The 4,953-nt window shown below is 43.7% G+C and carries 3 rRNA genes; all 3 read left to right on the top strand.

Features of this window, described 5'->3' with window-relative positions:
* The first annotated feature begins 73 nt into the window (after nucleotides 1-73).
* The 3 genes from OF365_RS03110 (at nucleotide 74) to rrf (ending at nucleotide 4,942) form a co-directional block, all read left to right on the top strand.
* Nucleotides 74-1,591: ribosomal RNA gene (locus OF365_RS03110) — 16S ribosomal RNA — on the top strand.
* 290 nt (nucleotides 1,592-1,881) lie between these two features.
* A 23S ribosomal RNA gene (locus tag OF365_RS03105) occupies nucleotides 1,882-4,784 on the top strand.
* 54 nt (nucleotides 4,785-4,838) lie between these two features.
* Nucleotides 4,839-4,942 (top strand): 5S ribosomal RNA (gene rrf, locus OF365_RS03100).
* Together the 16S, 23S and 5S rRNA genes form the textbook arrangement of a ribosomal RNA operon.
* Nucleotides 4,943-4,953: the final 11 nt, after the last annotated feature.

The following is a 4,953-nucleotide window of genomic DNA, read 5'->3' as shown; positions in this document are numbered from 1 at the left end:
GCACTATAATAATATGGTGTGTTTAACGAAACACATTATAAAATGATCTTTGAAAACTAAATAGAATCCGTCAATTTTTAAGAGTTTGATCCTGGCTCAGGATTAACGCTGGCGGCATGCCTAATACATGCAAATCGAACGAGGTTAGTTTACTAACCTAGTGGTGAACGGGTGAGTAACAAGTATCCAATCTGCCCTTAAGATGGGAATAACTGACCGAAAGGTTAGCTAATGCCCAATAATAACATTCTTATCGCATGAGAAAATGTAGAAAGACGCCTTTAAAGCGTCGCTTTTGGATGAGGGTGCTCCGTATCAGATAGTTGGTAGGGTAAAAGCCTACCAAGTCTATGACGCGTAGCTGTACTGAGAGGTAGAACAGCCACAATGGGACTGAGACACGGCCCATACTCCTACGGGAGGCAGCAGTAGGGAATTTTTCACAATGGGCGCAAGCCTTATGAAGCAATGCCGCGTGAACGACGAAGGTCTTATAGATTGTAAAGTTCTTTTATTTGGGAAGAAACGTTATGATAGGAAATGATTATAACTTGACTGTACCTTTTGAATAAGTATCGGCTAACTATGTGCCAGCAGCCGCGGTAATACATAGGATGCAAGCGTTATCCGGATTTACTGGGCGTAAAACGAGCGCAGGCGGATCTGCAAGTTTGGTATTAAATCTATGTGCTCAACGCATAGCTGTATCAAAAACTGCAAATCTAGAGTGTAGTAGAGAGTTGGGGAACTCCATGTGGAGCGGTAAAATGCGTAGATATATGGAAGAACACCGGCGGCGAAGGCGCCAACTTAGACTAACACTGACGCTTAGGCTCGAAAGTGTGGGGATCAAATAGGATTAGATACCCTAGTAGTCCACACTGTAAACGATCATCATTAAATGTCGGCACGAACGTGTCGGTGTTGTAGCTAACGCATTAAATGATGTGCCTGGGTAGTACATTCGCAAGAATGAAACTCAAACGGAATTGACGGGGACCCGCACAAGTGGTGGAGCATGTTGCTTAATTTGACAATACACGTAAAACCTTACCTAGGTTTGACATCGATTGCAAAGCTATAGAAATATAGTAGAGGTTAACAATCTGACAGGTGGTGCATGGTTGTCGTCAGCTCGTGTCGTGAGATGTTGGGTTAAGTCCCGCAACGAGCGCAACCCCTTTCGTTAGTTATTTTTTAACGATACTGCTACTGCAAAGTAGAGGAAGGTGGGGATGACGTCAAATCATCATGCCCCTTATATCTAGGGCTGCAAACGTGCTACAATGGTTGAGACAAACTGCTGCAAAACTGTAAAGTCAAGCAAATCAGACAAAATCAATCTCAGTTCGGATAGAGGGCTGCAATTCGCCCTCTTGAAGTTGGAATCACTAGTAATCGCGAATCAGACATGTCGCGGTGAATACGTTCTCGGGTCTTGTACACACCGCCCGTCAAACTATGGGAGCTGATAATATCTGAAACCGTACTGTTAACCGCAAGGAGGCATACGTCTAGGGTAGGATTGGTGACTGGAGTTAAGTCGTAACAAGGTATCCCTACGAGAACGTGGGGATGGATCACCTCCTTTCTTCGGAGTAATTTATTAAATTACACAATCAAGTGTACGAAATCACAAACAAATCCATAATGATTTGCCGCAATTTATTTTTTTATAAATCGTTATGGTCGGATTCTATTTAGTTTTGAGAGATTATTCTCTCCATATATCGACTGATATATGTGGTCGATCTTTGAAAACTGAATTATTATCAACAATCTTTCTAATGATTAGATATGCAAATATCTAGTCAACAGAAATTATATTAATTTAATTAATATAGTTAACAATCATATTAAAGATACAACTTTAAGGATTTATTATAAGTTATTAAGGGCTTATGGTGAATGCCTTGGGACAAACAGGCGATGAAGGACGTGCAAATCTGCGATAAGCGACGGGAAGCTGATAAGAAGCTGTGATCCGTTGATTTCCGAATGAGTAAACTCAATATAAGTAATTTTATATTATTACATTATGAATTCATAGTAATGTAAGGCAATACCTGGTGAAGTGAAACATCTCAGTAACCAGAGGAAAAGAGAACGAATGTTATTCCGGTAGTAGCGGCGAGCGAATCCGGATCAGGCCAAACCGAATCTTGATTCGGGGTTGTAGGACTGCAACGTGGACTAATTATTGATAGTGGAATGAGTTGGGAAGCTCAATCACAGAGGGTGATAATCCCGTACACGAAATCAATAATTTACCTAGCAGTATCCTGAGTAGGGCGGGACACGTGAAATCCTGTCTGAATCCACCCAGACCATTGGGTAAGCCTAAATACTAGTTTGTCACCGATAGCGCATAGTACCGTGAGGGAACGGTGAAAAGAACCCAGAGATGGGAGTGAAATAGAACCTGAAACCATAAGCCTACAAGGTGTTAGAGCACATTTATGTGTGATAGCGTGCCTTTTGAAGTATGAGCCAGCGAGTTATTGTTGCATGCAAGGTTAAATTGTAGAAATGGAGCCGTAGGGAAACCGAGTCTTAATAGGGCGTTCAGTATGTGGCAATAGACGCGAAACGGGGTGATCTATCCATGGGCAGGTTGAAGGTGAAGTAACATTCACTGGAGGACCGAACCCACTTTCGTTGAAACGACAGGGGATGACCTGTGGATAGCAGTGAAATTCCAATCGAACTCCGTGATAGCTCGTTCTCGTCGAAATATTTTTAGGAATAGCGTTGGATAATGCAATTATGGGGGTAAAGCACTGAATCTATGATGGCGCCACCTCGGTGTACTGAATAGAATTAAACTCTGAATACCGTAATTGCTATTCCAGCAGTCAGACAGTGGGGGATAAGCTTCATTGTCGCGAGGGAAACAGCCCAGACCAATATCTAAGGTCCCTAATATATGCTAAGTGGAAAACGATGTTGAATTTCTTAAACAGCAAGGATGTTGGCTTAGAAGCAGCCACCGTTTAAAGAGTGCGTAACAGCTCACTTGTTTAGAGATTCTGCGCGGAAGATGTAACGGGGCTAAGCATATAACCGAAGATTTGGGTTATCAATTTATTGATAGCGGTAGACGAGTGTTGTATAAAGGACGAAGCCAGAGCGTGAGCACTGGTGGACATTATACAAGTAAGAATGCTGGCGTGAGTAACGAATGAGAGTGAGAATCTCTCAAACCGATTGACTAAGGTTTCCTGGGCAAGGGTCGTCCTCCCAGGGTAAGTCGGATCCTAAGGCGAGGCCAAATGGCGTAGTCGATGGAAAGCAGGTTAATATTCCTGCACCTACGTATTGAGTGATGGAGTGACGGAGAAGGTTAATATGTGCCGGTTATCGGATTCCGGTTTAAATAATAAGACTGATGAGTAGGCAAATCCGCTCATCTTAAGGTCAAGTTATGAGTACGATCGAACCCTTCGGGCAGTAGAGAAGACATATACATCATGCTTCCAAGAAAAGCTTCTAGCGCTAATCAATAAGTAGTCCGTACCGAGAACGAACACACGTGGTCAAGGAGAATATCCTAAGGTTAGCGAGTTAACTACAGTTAAGGAACTCTGCAAATTAGCCCCGTAAGTTAGCGAAAAGGGGTGCTGGAGAAAAACCAGCCGCAGTGAATAGCGAGGGGGGACTGTTTAACAAAAACACAGCTCTATGCTAAGTCGTAAGACGATGTATATGGGGTGACACCTGCCCAATGCTGTAAGGTTAAAGAAGAATGTTAGCGCAAGCGAAGCTTTCGACTGAAGCCCCAGTGAATGGCGGCCGTAACTATAACGGTCCTAAGGTAGCGAAATTCCTTGTCGGGTAAATTCCGTCCCGCTTGAATGGTGTAACCATCTCTTGACTGTCTCAACTGTAGACTCGGTGAAATCCTGGTGAGGGTGAAGACGCCCTCTTGGCGTGATTGGACGGAAAGACCCCATGAAGCTTTACTGTAGCTTAATATTGGGATATTTTATTGCTTGTAGAGCATAGGTAGGAGACTTTGAAGTATACTCGCTAGGGTATATGGAGTCATCGTTGGAATACTACCCTTGTAATAAGATCTCCCTAACTTGCGACCATTATCTGGTCGGAGGACATTGTTAGGTGGGCAGTTTGACTGGGGCGGTCGCCTCCCAAAAGGTAACGGAGGCGCGCAACGGTACCCTCAGCACGGTTGGAAATCGTGTATAGAGTGTAATGGTATAAGGGTGCTTGACTGCGAGACATACATGTCGAGCAGGTAGGAAACTAGGTCATAGTGATCCGGTGGCTGTGTATGGAAACGCCATCGCTCAACGGATAAAAGCTACTCTGGGGATAACAGGCTGATAGTGCCCAAGAGTTCATATCGACGGCACTGTTTGGCACCTCGATGTCGACTCATCTCATCCTGGAGCTGGAGCAGGTTCCAAGGGTTCGGCTGTTCGCCGATTAAAGAGATACGTGAGTTGGGTTCAAACCGTCGTGAGACAGGTTGGTCCCTATCTGTCATGCCCGTTAGAAGATTGAGAAGAGCTGTTCCTAGTACGAGAGGACCGGAATGGACACACCTCTTGTGATCCTGTTGTAGCGCCAGCTGCACTGCAGGGTAGCAACGTGTGGAATAGAGAAACGCTGAAAGCATCTAAGTGTGAAACTAACTTCAAGATTAATCTTCTCTTCCTTAAATGGAATAAGAATCGTTAAAGACTATAACGTTGATAGGTCAGATGTGTACGCGCGGTAACGCGTTTAGCTAACTGATACTAATTATTCGAAGACTTATATAAATTCTCGATTAATAACATTGTTGATAAAATTTAGTTTTCAAGCATCGATCAAGGTGTGGTGAAGATATCAAAGTGGAAATACCCGTTCCCATCTCGAACACGGAAGTCAAGCACTTTAGAGCCGACGATAGTTAAAACAAAATAGGTCATCGCCACGCAAAGTAAAAAA

The sequence above is a fragment of the Ureaplasma zalophigenitalium genome, from assembly GCF_025780055.1.
Lineage (GTDB): Bacteria > Bacillota_I > Bacilli_A > Mycoplasmatales > Mycoplasmoidaceae > Ureaplasma > Ureaplasma zalophigenitalium.
This window is presented reverse-complemented; position numbering and strand designations above follow the sequence as displayed.